General features: G+C 40.0%; 13 protein-coding genes and 1 tRNA gene. 1 reads left to right on the top strand and 13 read right to left on the bottom strand.

From position 1 onward, the window contains the following. Positions 1-266, top strand: a 266-nt coding sequence (locus A6M14_RS12420) for a transposase family protein (RefSeq protein ID WP_081310355.1), incomplete at its 5' end; no start/stop codon positions are given. 115 nt (positions 267-381) lie between these two features. On the opposite strand, the gene A6M14_RS12415 is transcribed toward A6M14_RS12420, so the two are convergent. The 13 genes from A6M14_RS12415 to A6M14_RS12355 form a co-directional block, all read right to left on the bottom strand. Next, the gene (locus tag A6M14_RS12415) at positions 382-984 is read right to left on the bottom strand and encodes an OmpW/AlkL family protein (protein WP_152875442.1); all 603 of its coding nucleotides are present in this window, start codon (positions 982-984) and stop codon (positions 382-384) included. A 246-nt stretch (positions 985-1,230) separates the two neighbouring features. Further along, positions 1,231-2,598, bottom strand: a complete 1,368-nt coding sequence (locus A6M14_RS12410) for a Na+/H+ antiporter family protein (protein ID WP_152875440.1) — start codon at positions 2,596-2,598, stop codon at positions 1,231-1,233. A gap of 269 nt (positions 2,599-2,867) precedes the next feature. Next, positions 2,868-3,227, bottom strand: a complete 360-nt coding sequence (locus A6M14_RS12405) for a DNA transfer protein p32 (protein WP_152875438.1) — start codon at positions 3,225-3,227, stop codon at positions 2,868-2,870. A gap of 135 nt (positions 3,228-3,362) precedes the next feature. Continuing rightward, the gene (locus A6M14_RS12400) at positions 3,363-3,905 is read right to left on the bottom strand and encodes a hypothetical protein (protein ID WP_152875436.1); all 543 of its coding nucleotides are present in this window, start codon (positions 3,903-3,905) and stop codon (positions 3,363-3,365) included. A gap of 135 nt (positions 3,906-4,040) precedes the next feature. Further along, positions 4,041-8,231: a DNA-directed RNA polymerase subunit beta' gene (gene rpoC / locus A6M14_RS12395; protein ID WP_152875434.1), complete on the bottom strand. Its 4,191-nt coding sequence runs from the start codon at positions 8,229-8,231 to the stop codon at positions 4,041-4,043. Positions 8,232-8,405: 174 nt separating this feature from the next. Continuing rightward, the gene (gene rpoB, locus A6M14_RS12390) at positions 8,406-12,494 is read right to left on the bottom strand and encodes a DNA-directed RNA polymerase subunit beta (RefSeq protein ID WP_152875432.1); all 4,089 of its coding nucleotides are present in this window, start codon (positions 12,492-12,494) and stop codon (positions 8,406-8,408) included. A 305-nt stretch (positions 12,495-12,799) separates the two neighbouring features. Next, a complete protein-coding gene (rplL, locus tag A6M14_RS12385) occupies positions 12,800-13,165 on the bottom strand; it encodes a 50S ribosomal protein L7/L12 (protein WP_067669559.1) in 366 nt (121 codons plus the stop codon). Positions 13,166-13,213: 48 nt separating this feature from the next. Then, positions 13,214-13,720 (bottom strand): 50S ribosomal protein L10, encoded by a 507-nt coding sequence (gene rplJ, locus A6M14_RS12380; protein ID WP_152875430.1) that lies wholly within the window; start codon positions 13,718-13,720, stop codon positions 13,214-13,216. 299 nt (positions 13,721-14,019) lie between these two features. Next, positions 14,020-14,715, bottom strand: coding sequence for a 50S ribosomal protein L1 (rplA, locus tag A6M14_RS12375; RefSeq protein WP_152875428.1), 696 nt, complete (start codon positions 14,713-14,715; stop codon positions 14,020-14,022). Between the two features lie 3 nt (positions 14,716-14,718). Then, positions 14,719-15,147, bottom strand: a complete 429-nt coding sequence (gene rplK, locus A6M14_RS12370) for a 50S ribosomal protein L11 (RefSeq protein ID WP_004868049.1) — start codon at positions 15,145-15,147, stop codon at positions 14,719-14,721. A 119-nt stretch (positions 15,148-15,266) separates the two neighbouring features. Then, on the bottom strand, positions 15,267-15,800 hold the full coding sequence (gene nusG, locus A6M14_RS12365) for a transcription termination/antitermination protein NusG (protein ID WP_004278615.1): 534 nt from the start codon (positions 15,798-15,800) through the stop codon (positions 15,267-15,269). A 7-nt stretch (positions 15,801-15,807) separates the two neighbouring features. Next, positions 15,808-16,248 carry a preprotein translocase subunit SecE gene (secE, locus tag A6M14_RS12360; RefSeq protein WP_152875426.1) on the bottom strand — a complete coding sequence of 147 codons (441 nt, stop codon included), beginning with the start codon at positions 16,246-16,248 and terminating at the stop codon, positions 15,808-15,810. A gap of 71 nt (positions 16,249-16,319) precedes the next feature. Continuing rightward, positions 16,320-16,395, bottom strand: a tRNA-Trp gene (locus A6M14_RS12355). Positions 16,396-16,465: the final 70 nt, after the last annotated feature.

The following is a 16,465-nucleotide window of genomic DNA, read 5'->3' as shown; positions in this document are numbered from 1 at the left end:
GGTATTTAGGGATAAAAAAATTGGGTTTTGGATGCCTCATGCCATCTAAAGCAAAGAAAACTGAAAAATTAGATTCTGAATTAAAAAAGTTAAATAGAGAGATTGGTCGTAGACGAATTCAAGTAGAGCATGTATTTGGAAGGATGAAATGTTTTAAGATTTTATCTTGTGTATATAGAAATCGTCGTAAAAGATTAAACCTGCGGTTTAATTTACTTGCTGGCATATACAATTTAGATTGGGTGAAAGATAAACAATTAAATTGATTGAAAAATGATTTATGAAGGAAGTCTAATATATATCTACATTATTTTTGTTTTCTATTTGCAATAAAAAACCCCATCAAAGATGGGGTTTTTCTTATTCTACATGTCTAAAAAATTAGAACTTGTAGCTATAACCTGCAGTGTAGATAATTGGATCAATGTCTAATTTGAAATTAACATTTGGATTTACCGTTACTTCAGGATTCAAATCTGCATAACGTACATCAAAGAATACACCCCAGTTTTTTGCATCAGCTGGTTGGAAGTTCACACCAACTTGAGCAGCATAACCATAATCTTCTTTAACTTTAGCGTCAGTCAAATCACCAGAAGTTTTTTCATCCCAAGGAATAAATGCTGTAACACCAACACCTACATATGGAGTAAAACCTGTAGAGTTTTTGAAGTGATATTTTGCAGTTAAAGTTGGAGGTAGATGTTTAACTTTAACACCACCATTTACCGCTCCACGAGCAGTTACATCATGGCTAATTGGAGTAGCCAACAATAATTCTGTAGAGAAATTATCATTAAAGAAATATTCTACAGATGGCGTAAATGCACCTTCATTTTTAGCTTCAACTGTTACTGCACCACCAAGAATATCTGAATCTTGAGTAGGAGCAATTACAGAGCCACCGACTTTAACTTGCCATTGACCAGCCATTGCAGAAGCTGACATACCCATTAATGCAATAAGAGCAACTTGTTTTAGCATTTTTAAAATACCCTTGTTATGAATAATATTATAATAAACATGAGTATTAATATTATGCAATAGCTATTATTTCATTAACGTTTAACATATTTTTAAGATTATGTTTTTTAAAGATATTTATTTAAATCTAACCAATAAGGTTGGTTTTAATACCAACCTTATTAATCTGGTTAATTTTATTTTAATCCTACTAAACTTATCAGAAATAAATACATATTATTTTCTAATATATTTAGCAAAATTAGATTATAAAACCATTGCTGCAATCCAACCAAAAATCATCAGTGGGATATTATAGTGAATGAATGTTGGGACTACACTGTCTCTCATATGGTCATGTTGACCATCCATATTCAAGCCAGAAGTCGGTCCTAATGTTGAGTCCGATGCTGGAGAACCTGCGTCACCCAATGCTGCTGCGGTACCAATAAGAGCAATGGTTGCCATTGGACTAAAACCGAATTGTAAGCATAAAGGTACATAAATAATGGCAAGAATTGGCACGGTCGAAAATGATGAACCAATACCTAATGTAATTAATAATCCAATTAACAACATCCAAAATGCAGCTAAACCTTGACTATCACCAATCCACTGAACAGATGCTTGAACCAATGCAGGAACTTGATTTGTCGCCTCAATAACAGATGCAAAGCCTTGTGCTGAAATCATAATGAAGCCAACCAATGCCATCATACGCATACCACTAATAATGACATCATCTGCTTCTTTCCATTTAAAAATGCCTGCGCAACTTAAAATGGCAACACCCACAAGTCCAGCTAAAATCATGGAATCAGAAATTACTTGCACGAAAAGCGTCATCACAATGGCTATTGCCGCCATAATTAGCGTAAATTTAGCAACAAGAGGTTTACCGTTTTCATCACTTTGTACGCTATTAGAAATAGAATGTTGTGAAGATTTAACGCTTAATTCTGAATATTCTCTTGGTTTGCGGTAACTAAAAAATACAGCAATGAGTAATCCCACAAACATGCCTAATACTGGAATAGCCATTGCATGAGGAATTTGGTCATATGAAATATGGAAACCATATGGCTTACCAAATGTATTGATGTTCTGCCCCAGAATATCATTGAGGAAAATCGCACCAAATCCAAAAGGTACTAACATATATGTCCCAACTAAACCAAAAGTCAGCACGCAAGCAATTAAACGACGATCTAGCTTAAGATGATTAAATACGCTAAGTAGTGGTGGAATAAGAACAGGAATAAAAGCAATATGGACGGGAATAACGTTTTGTGAACATACAGCAGCAAGTGCAACTGTAGCAAAAATGGTGTATTTCACACGATTTTGTGCTTTCACATCACTATTCCCTTTTAGGGCTGTAATGAGTTTATAAGCAAGAAGATCTGGTAAACCTGAACGCGCCAGAGCTAAAGCAAAAGCTCCCAATACACCATATGCGAGTGCAATTTGAGCGCCATTACCTAAGCCACTATTAAAAGCTTCAATCGTTCCATGGATACCAAGTCCAGCCAATAGACCGCCTGTGACAGCACCAATAATTAATGCGAATACCACAGGAACACGAGCCAATGACAGTCCAAACATGACTGTGATGGCAGCAAGAATTGCAAACATAGTAAGTAGTAATTGTGAAAAAAAGGCATTTTATCAGAGTTTTGTATTAAATTTGCTCCAGTTATCCGCTTGCTACTTTGTTTCTTTAAAATATAGAGAATGAATTTTATTAAAAAGATAATATTTTAATGAATATCAATTATCAGACTAAATGTAATGTTAAATTTTTTTAAAATTAAAAGAGATCAAGATGATATTTAGAGATTTCCATTTATAAAAAAAGCGCAGGAATTGCGCTTTTTTTACGTATTTACGGATGCAATAAATACTTATTTTTTCTTTTGCTCAACTGCAGCACCAGCACCACCGCCTAGCGCACCACCAATCGCAGCACCAGAATTACCACCTAAAATTTCTTTACCTAAAATGGCACCTACAGCACCACCCACACCACTGTAAGTTGCATTTTTATTTGAGCCATTTTGCGTTTTACTACCAATAGCAGCGCCCGCACCTGCACCTGCAGCAGAACCAAGACCTCCACCCACTTTATTACCAACACCACCACCGACAGCACCACCTAAAGCAGCAGCTCCAATACGCTGTTGGTTTGTGCTCATATTTTCACAACCAGCTAACATTAGTGCTGAAACAGCGACTACACCAGTCATTGTTAATATTTTTTTCATGATATTTCTCCTGTATGTTTAATTTATATTAGCCATTTTTTAAACAACAATTTAATAGATTAATGTAAATTAAACTTGCTTACTTCTAAGTTCAAAATATTCTATCAAAAATACGCTAATGCTTTTCTTTTCGCTTTATGGGTTTTCATTAATAATGAGAAGATCACGTGTTTTTTCACCATTTTCTGTTGTCACAACATGAGATACTTTTTTGTTTGTATCAACACCATTTGCTTCATTCAACTTCAAAGTACGTTTCACGGGCTGCAATTGATCTTTTTTGAATTCAATGCCTTCTGCATCTATATTCTTGGTTTGTGAAATTATTTTTCCATCTTGCTTTAGCGTCTTATTCAGTTCAATTTTTGAAGTAGGTACAATCACACCTCCTTTTTTTATGACAGGAATAGATAATTGTTTATCTGAAAATTGTTGCTGATCATCATTAAATTCAACTTCACGTGCAATAACATCTTTTCCTTTATTTGTTACCTCAAAAATTGTTGCTTCTACATGGCGTGTTGCATTTTGACCTGCAACTTTGCGAATCACTTCTGTTTTAAGCACGGGAACCACAGCTTTATCTTCAACAGTAATTGTATGTGGCATAGGTGCTGCCATTGTAAATGTTGATAAACTCAAAACAGCTAAGCCTAAAATTGTTTTATTTAATTTCATGTTTAATCCCTCAATTAATTGTAATGATCTTTTGCTTATTTAATATATGAAAAATAACGTATTTTTAAAAGTGTTTATTTTAGATATAAAAAAGGCGCCCTAAGGCGCCTTTTAATTCAATCATTTAACGTTGAATTAAAACTCTTCGTTAAATGCTTGGCTTAAAGCTTGGTCTACATCAGAGAAATCATTTACAAGCTCAAATTCAGCAGCTTCAGATTCTTGACGACGACGTTCTAAGTGGTAAGCAAGACCAGTACCCGCTGGGATCAAACGACCCACAACAACGTTCTCTTTCAAGCCACGTAAATCATCTTCTTTACCTGTTACAGCAGCTTCAGTTAACACACGAGTTGTTTCCTGGAACGATGCAGCAGAGATGAACGAGTCAGTAGAAAGCGATGCTTTTGTGATACCCATCAATTGACGTTCATATTTCGCAGGGAATTTGTTTTGTGCAAGAACCGCTTGGTTTTCAGCAACCATACGGATGTACTCAACTTGTTCACCTTTGATGAAGCTTGTATCACCGCCATCAGTAATGTCAACTTTACGCAACATTTGACGAACAATCACTTCAATATGTTTGTCGTTGATTTTTACACCTTGTAGACGGTAAACGTCTTGAACTTCGTTCACGATGTAGTTAGTCAACGCCACTTCGCCTTTCAAGCGTAAGATGTCATGCGGATTCTGTGGACCATCAGAAACAGTTTCACCACGGTTTACATGTTCGCCTTCGAACACGTTCATGGTACGCCATTTCGGAATAAGTTCTTCGTAAATCTCAGAACCATCATCCGGAGTAATCACAAGACGGTTCTTACCTTTAGTCTCTTTACCGAAGCTTACAACACCCGAAATTTCAGCAAGAATTGCATGCTCTTTCGGTTTACGTGCTTCGAATAAATCCGCTACGCGCGGAAGACCACCGGTAATATCACGTGTACGTGAAGTTTCTTGTGGAACACGACCAATTACGTCACCCACACCAATTGTTTCGCCATCACGGACAGAAAGAATCGTGTTTTGTGGTAAGAAGTAGAACTGTTCAGCACCATCAACCATGTCTAATACAACTGCAGGACGTAAATCTTTACCTGACGCAGGACGTGAAGTCACTGGTAAGATTTCGATTGTTGTCATACCTGTTGCATCATCAGTTTTAGATGTAACTGTCACACCGTCAGAAATTTGGCTAAAGCGAACTTTACCAGCAACTTCTGTAACAAGTGGATGTGTATGCGGATCCCAAGTTGCAACGATACCGCCAGCTTCTACAGTTTCGCCATCTTTCAACAAGATTGACGCACCGTAAGGAATTTTATAGCGTTCACGTTCACGACCTAAATCATCGGCAATACCAATTTCACCTGAACGTGAAGTTGAAACCAAGTGACCTTTTGCGTGTTGTACTGTTTTCACATTGTGGAAACGTACTGCACCTTTGTTACGAACTTGTACGCTGTTTGCAGCAGAAGTTCGGCTCGCAGCACCACCAACGTGGAATGTACGCATTGTTAACTGTGTACCTGGCTCACCAATTGATTGAGCAGCCATTACACCCACAGATTCACCTGGGTTTACCAAGTGACCGCGAGCTAGGTCACGACCATAACATTTCGCACAAACACCGAATGTAGATTCACAAGCAACAACTGAACGTACTTTAACTTCATCGACACCAGCGTCTTCTAGGAATGCTGCAATTTTCTCGTCGATAAGCGTGTTACGTGGAAGAAGAACTTCATCAGAACCTGCTTTCTTCACATCTTCAGCAACAACACGACCTAGCACTCGAGAACCTAAGTTCTCAATTACATCACCACCTTGAATGAACGGAGTCATTACAAGACCGCCTAAAGTACCGCAATCAGGCTCAGTAATTACTAAGTCTTGCGCTACGTCTACTAGACGACGAGTTAAGTAACCCGAGTTTGCTGTTTTAAGTGCTGTATCTGCCAAACCTTTACGTGCACCGTGTGTTGAAATGAAGTACTGAAGTACTGTCAAACCTTCACGGAAGTTCGCTTTAATAGGCGTTTCAATGATCGAGCCATCTGGCTTAGCCATCAAACCACGCATACCAGCAAGCTGACGAATCTGAGCTGCCGAACCACGGGCACCCGAGTCAGACATCATGTAGATTGAGTTGAATGATTTTTGCTTCTCATCTTCACCCTGTTTGTTTTTAACAGTTGTGAAAGATAAGTTATCCATCATCGCTTTCGCTACTTGGTCGTTTGTACGCGCCCAAATATCGACAACTTTGTTATAACGTTCACCAGCAGTTACGAAACCTTGTTCAAACTGTTGTTCGATTTCACGAACTTCAGCTTCAGATTTCGCAATAATCGCTTCTTTGTTTGGCGGAATTAACATGTCTTCCATACCAACAGAAACGCCTGAACGAGTCGCTTGACGGAAGCCCAAGTACATCAATTGGTCAGCAAAGATAACTGTATCTTTAAGACCTAATTTACGGTAACAAGAGTTAATTAACTTAGAAATGTTCTTTTTCGTCATTTCAAGGTTAATTTGTTGGAAATCCATACCTTCAGGAACAACTTCCCAAAGTAAGCAACGACCTGGTGTTGTATCAACAATAATCGTTTGATGCTCACGGTTACCATCTTCATCAATAACAGTTTGGTGTACACGTGCTTTAACGCGAGCGTGTAAATCAACTTGACCTGTTGCTAATGCACGGTTTACTTCGTGAGTATCTGCAAACACCATGCCTTCACCTTTGGCATTGATTGCATCACGAGTGATGTAATACAAGCCCAAGACAACGTCTTGAGAAGGTACGATGATTGGCTCACCGTTCGCTGGAGACAAGATGTTGTTTGTAGACATCATTAACGCACGAGCTTCTAATTGAGCTTCGATTGTTAAAGGTACGTGTACCGCCATTTGGTCACCGTCGAAGTCGGCGTTAAACGCAGCACATACTAACGGGTGAAGACGGATCGCTTTACCTTCAATTAGAATAGGTTCAAATGCTTGAAGACCTAAACGGTGAAGTGTTGGCGCACGGTTCAACATCACTGGATGTTGACGAATAACTGATGCTAGAACGTCCCAAACTTCTGGAGTTTCGCGCTCAACCATTTTCTTCGCAGCTTTAATGGTTGTTGCTTGACCAGATGCTTGTAGTTTCGCAAAGATAAATGGTTTGAATAATTCAAGCGCCATTTTCTTAGGAAGACCACATTGGTGTAAACGTAAAGTAGGACCAACTGTAATTACCGAACGACCAGAATAGTCAACACGCTTACCAAGTAAGTTTTGACGGAAACGACCTTGTTTACCTTTGATCATATCTGCCAAAGACTTAAGAGGACGTTTGTTCGAACCAGTAATTGCACGACCACGACGACCGTTATCTAATAATGCATCTACAGACTCTTGTAACATACGTTTTTCGTTACGTACGATAATATCAGGAGCTGAAAGATCAAGAAGACGTTTCAAACGGTTGTTACGGTTAATCACACGACGATAAAGATCGTTCAAGTCAGAAGTCGCGAAGCGACCACCTTCAAGAGGAACCAACGGACGAAGATCTGGTGGAAGAACTGGAAGTACAGTTAACACCATCCATTCTGGTTTGTTGTTCGACTCTTTAAACGCTTCCATCAACTTCAAACGTTTAGATGCTTTTTTAAGCTTCGTTTCTGAAGTTGTAGTCGGAATTTCTTCACGTAAACGTGAAATTTCGTTTTCAAGATCGATGTCTTTCAACAAATCTTGAATCGCTTCTGCACCCATTTTCGCAGTGAATTCATCACCGTGTTCTTCTAACGCATTGAAGTATTCTTCATCGTTAAGAAGTTGGTATTTCTCGAATGGAGTCATACCTGGGTCAGTTACTACATATGATTCGAAATACAATACGCGTTCAATATCACGTAATGTCATATCAAGTAACAAACCAATACGGCTTGGTAATGATTTTAAGAACCAAATATGAGCAACTGGAGAAGCCAATTCGATGTGACCCATACGCTCACGACGAACTTTCGCAGTTGTTACTTCAACGCCACATTTTTCACAAATGACGCCTTTGTATTTCATACGCTTGTATTTACCACACAAGCATTCGTAATCTTTTACTGGACCAAAAATTTTGGAACAGAATAAACCATCACGTTCTGGTTTGAACGTACGATAGTTAATAGTTTCAGGCTTTTTAACTTCACCATGAGACCATGACTTAATCATTTCTGGTGACGCAAGACCAATACGGATGCGATCAAACTCTACAGGAGCATGACCGTCTGAATCCGTCTTTTTGCGCATGATATCGAGCAAGTCTTTCAATTTTTTTCTCCGTGTGTTGTGGAGATTTTCACTCAACAACTGGGTCACAAATATTGTTTTTTAACTGAGTAATCCTCCCTCAATCCCTCCTTTTTCTAAGGAGGGAAGCTCCTACCCTTTCGAGTGGGAACTCCCCCTTTCTCAAAGGGGGTTGGGGGGATTAAATGGAACTAATTAGTCACCATTTTTCAGTTCAATGTTGATACCTAAAGAACGGATCTCTTTGGTCAATACGTTGAACGATTCTGGCATACCCGGATCCATATAATGGTTTCCATCTACAATGTTCTTGTAGATACGAGTACGACCTTCAACGTCATCCGACTTAACTGTAAGCATTTCTTGTAGCGTGTAAGCTGCACCGTATGCTTCAAGTGCCCAAACTTCCATCTCACCGAAACGCTGACCACCGAATTGTGCTTTACCACCAAGCGGCTGTTGCGTAACTAGAGAGTAAGAACCAGTAGAACGCGCATGCATTTTGTCGTCTACCAAGTGGTTCAGTTTCAACATGTACATGTAACCAACAGTTACAGGACGGTCAAAACGCTCACCTGTACGTCCATCATACAATACTGTTTGACCAGTACGTGAAATGCCCGCAAGTTCTAATAACTCTTTGATTTGACTTTCATCAGCACCATCAAATACAGGTGTTGCTAAAGGAACACCTTTACGCAAGTTCTTAGAAAGTGCTAGAACTTCTTGGTCAGTTAAGCTATCAAGATCTTCTTGCTCGCCACCAACTTTGTTGTAAATCTTATCTAAGAATTCACGAAGCTCCATGATTGTACGTTGCTCTTGCATCATCTTGTCGATTTTTTCGCCAAGACCACGAGCAGCCATACCCAAGTGAGTTTCTAGAATCTGACCCACGTTCATACGTGAAGGTACACCTAGCGGGTTAAGTACGATATCAACTGGAACACCATTTGCATCGTGTGGCATATCTTCTACTGGTAGGATGTTTGAAACAACACCTTTGTTACCATGACGACCCGCCATTTTGTCACCCGGTTGGATGCGACGTTTAACAGCTAAGTAAACTTTAACAACTTTTAATACGCCAGTTGTAAGTTCATCACCTGTAGAAAGTTTGCGTTTTTTCTCTGCAAATTTCTCATCAATTTCATGGCTCTTCTCTTTCAAGAACACCTGAATTTGAGTTAAACGTTCTGCGATTGCTTCATCAACTGGTTGGATATCCAACAAATCAACAAGCTCTAAACTAGACAACATATCTTCAGCAAGTTTGTCGCCACGTTTAGTTGTACCACCACCGTTCGATTCTTGACCTTTCAATAAACGAATGATACGTTCACGAGCCGCTTCTTCAAAGATTTTGAATTCTTCTTTCAAATCTTTACGGTAAGCATCAAGCTGTGCTTTTTCAATTGCTTGAGCACGATCATCTTTTTCAAGACCATCACGCGTAAACACTTGAACGTCAATAACTGTACCTTTAACGCTTGAAGATACGCGTAAAGATGAGTCTTTAACATCAGCAGCTTTTTCACCGAAGATTGCGCGAAGCAATTTTTCTTCAGGTGTTAACTGCGTTTCACCTTTAGGTGTTACTTTACCTACAAGGATGTCACCAGCAGCAACTTCAGCACCGATATAAACAATACCTGATTCATCAAGTTTAGACAGCGCAGCTTCACCTACGTTAGGAATATCGGCAGTAATTTCTTCTGCACCTAACTTAGTATCACGAGCAACACATGACAATTCTTGAATATGAATCGAAGTTAAACGATCTTCTTGAAGAACACGTTCAGAAAGTAAGATCGAGTCTTCATAGTTGTAACCGTTCCAAGTCATGAACGCCACACGCATGTTTTGACCAAGAGCCAATTCACCGCCATCAGTCGATGGACCATCAGCTAATACATCACCACGACCTACTTTATCGCCCATGTTCACAAGAACTTTTTGGTTGATACAAGTATTTTGGTTCGAACGTGTGTATTTGATGAGGTTGTAGATATCTACACCAGCTTCACCAGCAATCATCTCTTCTTCGTTTACACGAATAACAACACGAGAAGCATCTACGTATTCAATACGACCACCACGGTTCGCGATTACACACACACCAGAGTCATGTGCTACGTTCGCTTCCATACCCGTACCTACGAGTGGTTTGTCAGCGATTAACGTAGGAACAGCCTGACGTTGCATGTTTGAACCCATCAATGCACGGTTGGCATCATCGTGTTCAAGGAACGGAATAAGTGACGCAGCTACAGATACAACCTGCTGAGCAGATACATCCATATGCGTTACTTTTTCAGGAGGCATACGTACGAAGTCACCTTGATGACGTACAGATACAACTTCTTCTAATAAGTTACCATCAGCATCAACTGCAGAATCGGCCTGTGCAATTACAGTGCCTACTTCTTCAATTGCAGATAAGTATTCGATATCTAAAGTTACACGGCCATCAACAACTTTACGGTATGGTGTTTCTAAGAAACCAAAGTTATTACACTTCGCATAAACAGAAAGCGAGTTGATCAAACCAATGTTTGGACCTTCCGGAGTTTCAATTGGACATACGCGACCGTAGTGAGTTTGATGTACGTCACGTACTTCAAAGCCTGCACGCTCACGAGTCAAACCGCCGGGACCAAGAGCCGATACACGACGTTTATGCGTGATTTCAGATAATGGGTTGTTTTGGTCCATGAACTGAGACAACTGGCTTGAACCAAAGAATTCTTTGATTGCAGCAGCAACTGGCTTCGCATTGATTAAATCTTGCGGAGATAAGTTATCAGTTTCAGCTTGGCTTAAACGCTCTTTAACAGCACGTTCAACACGAACTAGACCAACACGGAATTGGTTTTCTGTCATTTCACCAACAGAACGAACACGACGGTTACCCAAGTGATCGATGTCGTCGACTTCGCCTTTACCGTTACGAATTTCAATTAATGTTTTTAAAACATCAGTGATATCTTCGTTCGATAAAATACCTTCAACTTCACGTGACTTCTGATCTGTACCAACTTCGTAAGGACGACCTAAACGACGGTTGAACTTCATACGACCTACAGGAGATAAGTCATAACGTTCAGAAGAGAAGAACAAGTTATTGAATAAGTTTTCAGCAGCTTCTTTTGTTGGTGGCTCGCCCGGACGCATTACTTTGTAGATTTCTACAAGCGCTTCTTCACGACTTGTAGTCGTATCAGCACGTAGAGAGTCTGCAATGAATGAACCACGGTCGATATCATTTGTGAACAGAATATTGAACTGCTTCACGCCGCCTTCTGCAAGCTTAACCATGATTTCATGGCTCAATACTGTGTTTGCAGCAATAACATCGCCATCACGTAAAGTGATGTTTTCAGCAGTAATACGCTCGTACAAGTATTCATCAGGAACTGAAAGCTTCGTTAAACCAGCTGCTTCCATTTGACGAACATGACGTGCATTAATACGTTTACCTTGTTCAACAATCGCTTTGCCGTCAGCATCAAGAATGTCGAATTGAGCCATTTCACCACGCAGGCGTTCAGGCACAAGGTCAATTTGGTAGCTACCCATGTCTAGGTATACAGGAACTTTTTCAAAGAATAAATCTAAGATCTGTTCATCTTTATAACCTAAAGCACGAAGTACAACAGTTGCTAATAATTTACGACGACGGTCAATACGTACAAAGACTAAATCTTTTGCATCGAACTCGAAATCTAACCATGAACCACGGTAAGGAATAATACGAGCAGAATAAAGAACTTTACCGCTTGAGTGCGTTTTGCCTTTATCGTGATCGAAGAATACGCCTGGTGAACGATGTAATTGAGATACAATTACACGCTCAGTACCGTTAATAACGAAAGTACCGTTATCTGTCATGAGTGGCATTTCACCCATGTACACTTCTTGCTCACGCACATCTTTAATAGATTTTGTTTCGCGATCTTTAAGGATCAAACGAATTTTAACGCGCATTGGTGCTGCATAAGTTGAGCCACGAAGAATACACTCGCGAACATCAAACTCAGGCTTACCAAGACTATACTCAACAAATTCTAAAGCAGCATTGCCAGAATAACTTTCTATAGGAAAAACTGAACGAAATGCGGCTTGGAGACCGATATCTTCGCGGTTTTTTGGAGTTTTGCCGTCTTGAAGGAACGTTCTGTACGAGTCGACTTGAATCGCGAGCAAGTACGGAGCATCCATAACGCTAGGCAATTTACCAAAATTCTTACGGATCCGTTTCTTTTCGGTATATGAGTATGCCATCTGGAGTCCTCGGAAAGTAAACTAAACCCGCCTGCAGAACGGATTTAGAAGGAATTACGCAGGTCGATATGACCACCACTTTGTTCAAATGCTGCAATTTTCAGTGGTATTAAAACGCTTAACAATATTTTCTAACATGGAAAAATATTGGTAAGCATTTGATCTTCATCAATTATTATAAATATTGGCGCTTTTTACACCAAGATAACAAAAATCGAGCCGATTATTGTAACGCAAAAAGGCTGATGACCCAAGAGCCATCAGCCAATTTTTGGGGTCAAATTAAAATTTGCCCCCTGGCAAAATTACTTAACAGTAATTGTAGCACCAGTTTCTTCAAGTTTTTTCTTAAGTTCTTCAGCTTCTTCTTTAGAAACAGCTTCTTTAAGAACTGAAGGAGCGCCTTCAACTAAATCTTTAGCTTCTTTCAAGCCAAGACCAGTAACTTCACGAACTGCTTTAATTACAGCTACTTTGTTAGCACCAAAAGAAGTCAACTCAACGTTGAATTCTGATTGCTCTTCAGCAGCAGCAGCAGCAGGACCAGCAGCTACAGCTACAGCAGCAGCAGATACGTTGAATTTTTCTTCGAATGCAGAAATAAGTTCAACAAGTTCAAGAACAGTTTTTTCAGCAACTGCGTTTAGGATTTCTTCGTTTGTTAAAGCCATGAGAGTAACTCCAAATGGGTATTGAATGATGTGTGTTTAAGTTTGAGCTTATGCAGCTTCTGACTCGTTTTTCTCTTGAAGCGCTGTAAGTAAGCGACCCAATTTCGAAATAGGAGCTTGAAGAACGTTTGCAAGCATAGTAAGCGCTTTCTCTTGGTTTGGAAGGTTTGCGATAACGCTAACTTCTGCACCTTGATAAAGTTTGCCGTCAAATGCAGCAGCTTTAAGTTCAAATGCTTTATTAGTTTTCGCGAATTCTTCGAACAAACGTGCAGCAGCACCCATGTCATCTTCAGAAGTCGAGAAAGCTAAGATTGTTGGGCCAACAAGAGTTTCATTCAAGATAGTGAATTGCGTATCTTGAAGAGCACGTTTAGCTAAAGTATTACGTACAACACGTGTAGCAACACCTAGTTTACGAGCTTCAACACGTAGAGTAGTTAATTGCTCTACAGTTAAACCTTGGTAGTCAGCAACAACAGCAGCAAACGCTGTAGAAGCAACTTCAGCTACTTCAGCAACGATCTGTTTTTTGCCTTCGATAAGAAGAGCCATTGTAAAACCTCCTAACGGTGATTTATGTACTTACGCGAAGTACACTCCCAATTCGTAAGTTCATTTCTGAACTTACACGCGGAGGATGAACAAATCACACCACCGCGTCTACGCAGGCTGAGATATTAAGAAGGAAGTAAACTCCCCTCGCCTGAGGTCTTTGACGCTGATAAACAAATATTTATCAATTCAAAGTTTGCCTAAGTTTTGCAAGATACGACGGAGCATGTCTTGCGTAAAAATCAAAACAGCGTTTTGATTTTTACTCAGGGCTTTAAAATTCTTTAATAAGTCGAAACTTATTTAGAAACGCTTGCTACATCAACAGTAAGACCAGGACCCATAGTTGAGCTTAATGTGATCTTTTTGATGTAAACACCTTTAGAAGTAGCAGGTTTTGCTTTCTTAAGGTCAGCTACAAGAGCTTCAAGGTTTGAACGAATAGCTTCAGCAGAGAAACCTACTTGACCAATCGCAGCATGGATAATACCAGCTTTGTCTACACGGTAACGTGCTTGACCAGCTTTAGCGTTTTTAACAGCGCCAGCTACGTCAGGAGTTACAGTACCCACTTTAGGGTTTGGCATTAAGCCACGTGGACCAAGGATAGTACCCAACTTACCTACAACGCGCATTGCATCTGGAGCAGCAATTACTACGTCGAAGTCAAGGTTACCCGCTTGAATGCTTTCAGCAAGATCATCAAAACCAACGATGTCAGCGCCTTCAGCTTTAGCAGCTTCAGCAGCAGCACCTTGAGCAAACACAGCAACACGTACAGTTTTACCAGTACCTGCAGGAAGTGTAGTCGCGCCACGAACAACTTGGTCTGATTTACGAGGATCAACACCTAGGTTTACTGAAACATCCAAAGATTCTTTGAATTTAACAGCAGGAAGGCTAGTTAATACTTGTACAGCATCTTCCAAAGAATAAACTTTGTTAGCTTCTACAGCAGCTGCAATAGCTTTTTGACGTTTAGTTAATTTAGCCATGTCTTAAAGCTCCACTTCCAAGCCCATAGAACGCGCAGAACCAGCAATGGTACGTACACGTGCGTCTAAATCAGCACCAGTTAAATCTGGTTCTTTAGTAGTCGCAATTTCTTCCAATTGAGCACGAGTCAACTTACCAACTTTAGTTTTGTTTGGTACAGCCGAACCCTTTTGGATACCAGCAGCTTTCTTAAGAAGAATAGCAGCAGGAGGAGTTTTCATGATGAATGTGAACGACTTATCGTTGTACACAGTAATCACTACAGGAATTGGTAAACCAGCTTCAACTTTTTGTGTAGCAGCATTGAATTCTTTACAGAATGCCATGATGTTAACACCACGTTGACCTAGTGCAGGACCAATCGGTGGAGATGGATTCGCTTTACCAGCTGGAACTTGCAGCTTGATATAGCCGTCAATCTTCTTAGCCATTTCAAATTACCTCTGGGTACAAACGCCGATTAAGGCTCCCCAACGTTTTCAAGTAACGATAACCGTTACAACAACAATGCCCGATCCATAACAAATCGGGCGTTTTCAACCAATTCCAATTAAACTGATTTTTCGACTTGACGAAATTCCAATTCAACCTGAGTTGGTCGGTTAAATACATTAATAGTCAACGTTAAACGTGACTTTTCGTATTGAACTTCTTCCACCACACCTTTAAAGTCTGTGAATGGACCATCAACAACGAGTAATTCTTCGCCTGGCTCAAACATCGTCTTAGGACGAGGTGCTTCACCAGTATTGCGTACACGCGCTAAGATAGCATCAGCTTCTTTTTGAGTAATAGGTGCAGGTTTTTCTGCAGTACCACCAATAAAGCCAAGTACTTTTGGACATTCTTTTACAATGTGCCAAGTATCATCATTCATTTCCATTTCGACTAAAACATAGCCCGGAAAGAATTTTCGCTCTGATTTGCGCTTTTTACCGTCCTTCATTTCCACTACTTCTTCAGTAGGGACAAGAACTTCACCAAAGCTATCGGCAACAGCGCTACGCTGGATTCGATCATTAAGTGAACGCATCACTTGTTTTTCATAACCTGAATAGGCATGAATAATGTACCAACGTTTCATAGCTCTCTTACCCGATAATAAACTTCATTAACCAACCCAAGACATAATCAAAGCACCATAATAAAATAGATGCAACAACTACGACTGCAAGTACCTGCCAAGATGTGGTCACGGTCTCTTGCTTTGTTGGCCAAGTCACACGACGTAACTCAATTCGAGAGTCTTTCAACAAACGAACAAAGCCTTTGCCTTGATGGGTGGCGTATAATAAACCTAAAGCGGTCACGATACAAGCCAAAATCACCCCGACTCGAACCCAAACATCATTCGCAGGCGCCCAATATCCCGGCAAATGTTGATTTACCAGCATTGTAGCAATAAACAAAATTATAGAAATTATCCATAAAATATAGTCTACCGGAGAACTAGAGCTTACGATTTCAGCGGTATTATTTCTTTGAGGGATTGGCGCTTCGCTTAATGCGTCACGCGATTTATCATTCGACATTTTTGTACTCGTCGTAGAACTCGCGACTTATTATATGACCAATTTAACCAGCATCAAGTTTTTTTTGAAAATGGCAGGTCAGGAGGGGCTCGAACCCCCAACATTCGGTTTTGGAGACCGACGCTCTACCAATTGAACTACTGACCTGTAACAATAAAACCGAGAATCGAAACTCTCGGTTTTATTTTAAATATTATTATGCAGTTACTTTAGCAAC

It is taken from the genome of Acinetobacter portensis, from assembly GCF_009372215.1.
GTDB lineage: Bacteria > Pseudomonadota > Gammaproteobacteria > Pseudomonadales > Moraxellaceae > Acinetobacter > Acinetobacter portensis.
The sequence above is the reverse complement of the archived record's forward strand: the minus strand, read 5'-3'. Positions and strand labels throughout refer to the sequence as shown.

What these genes read in the sequence shown, in the direction of transcription:
- rpoB (WP_152875432.1), bottom strand. Translation starts at nt 12,494, where the DNA reads ATGGCATACTCATATACCGAAAAGAAACGGATCCGTAAGAATTTTGGT.
- A6M14_RS12400 (WP_152875436.1), bottom strand. Translation starts at nt 3,905, where the DNA reads ATGAAATTAAATAAAACAATTTTAGGCTTAGCTGTTTTGAGTTTATCA.
- rplJ (WP_152875430.1), bottom strand. Translation starts at nt 13,720, where the DNA reads ATGGCTCTTCTTATCGAAGGCAAAAAACAGATCGTTGCTGAAGTAGCT.
- nusG (WP_004278615.1), bottom strand. Translation starts at nt 15,800, where the DNA reads ATGAAACGTTGGTACATTATTCATGCCTATTCAGGTTATGAAAAACAA.
- A6M14_RS12415 (WP_152875442.1), bottom strand. Translation starts at nt 984, where the DNA reads ATGCTAAAACAAGTTGCTCTTATTGCATTAATGGGTATGTCAGCTTCT.
- rplA (WP_152875428.1), bottom strand. Translation starts at nt 14,715, where the DNA reads ATGGCTAAATTAACTAAACGTCAAAAAGCTATTGCAGCTGCTGTAGAA.
- rplK (WP_004868049.1), bottom strand. Translation starts at nt 15,147, where the DNA reads ATGGCTAAGAAGATTGACGGCTATATCAAGCTGCAAGTTCCAGCTGGT.
- A6M14_RS12405 (WP_152875438.1), bottom strand. Translation starts at nt 3,227, where the DNA reads ATGAAAAAAATATTAACAATGACTGGTGTAGTCGCTGTTTCAGCACTA.
- rplL (WP_067669559.1), bottom strand. Translation starts at nt 13,165, where the DNA reads ATGGCTTTAACAAACGAAGAAATCCTAAACGCAGTTGCTGAAAAAACT.
- A6M14_RS12410 (WP_152875440.1), bottom strand. Translation starts at nt 2,598, where the DNA reads ATGTTTGCAATTCTTGCTGCCATCACAGTCATGTTTGGACTGTCATTG.
- secE (WP_152875426.1), bottom strand. Translation starts at nt 16,248, where the DNA reads ATGTCGAATGATAAATCGCGTGACGCATTAAGCGAAGCGCCAATCCCT.